The following is a 306-nucleotide window of genomic DNA, read 5'->3' as shown; positions in this document are numbered from 1 at the left end:
TACAACAAGCTGGTGATCATGTCGACCCACATCGTGTCCGACGTCGAGAGCATCGCCAGCCACCTGGCCATCATGCGCGGCGGTAAGCTGCTGGCCTACGAGACGCCCGCCGCCATGCTGGCCCAGGCGCGTGGCCAGGTCTGGAGCGCCAACGTCGACGCCGCCGCGTACGATGAGCTGCGCGCCACGGTGCACGTGCTGCACGCGCAGCGCCAGGGCGAGCGCGTGGCGCTGCGCATCGCCCAACCGCACGCCCCGTTCGCCGGCGCCACGGCCGCCGAGCCGACCCTCGAGGAAGCCCTGATG

At 71.2% G+C, this 306-nt stretch carries 1 protein-coding gene; it reads left to right on the top strand.

Annotated elements, in window-relative coordinates; all coding sequences use genetic code 11:
* Positions 1 to 306 (top strand): ATP-binding cassette domain-containing protein (locus tag D0817_RS27145; RefSeq protein ID WP_202866541.1); only part of this gene is annotated, 306 nt, incomplete at both ends.

This window comes from Flavobacterium cupreum (genome assembly GCF_003996965.1).
In the GTDB taxonomy this organism is placed as follows: Bacteria; Bacteroidota; Bacteroidia; order Flavobacteriales; family Flavobacteriaceae; genus Flavobacterium; species Flavobacterium cupreum.
The sequence above is the reverse complement of the archived record's forward strand: the minus strand, read 5'-3'. Positions and strand labels throughout refer to the sequence as shown.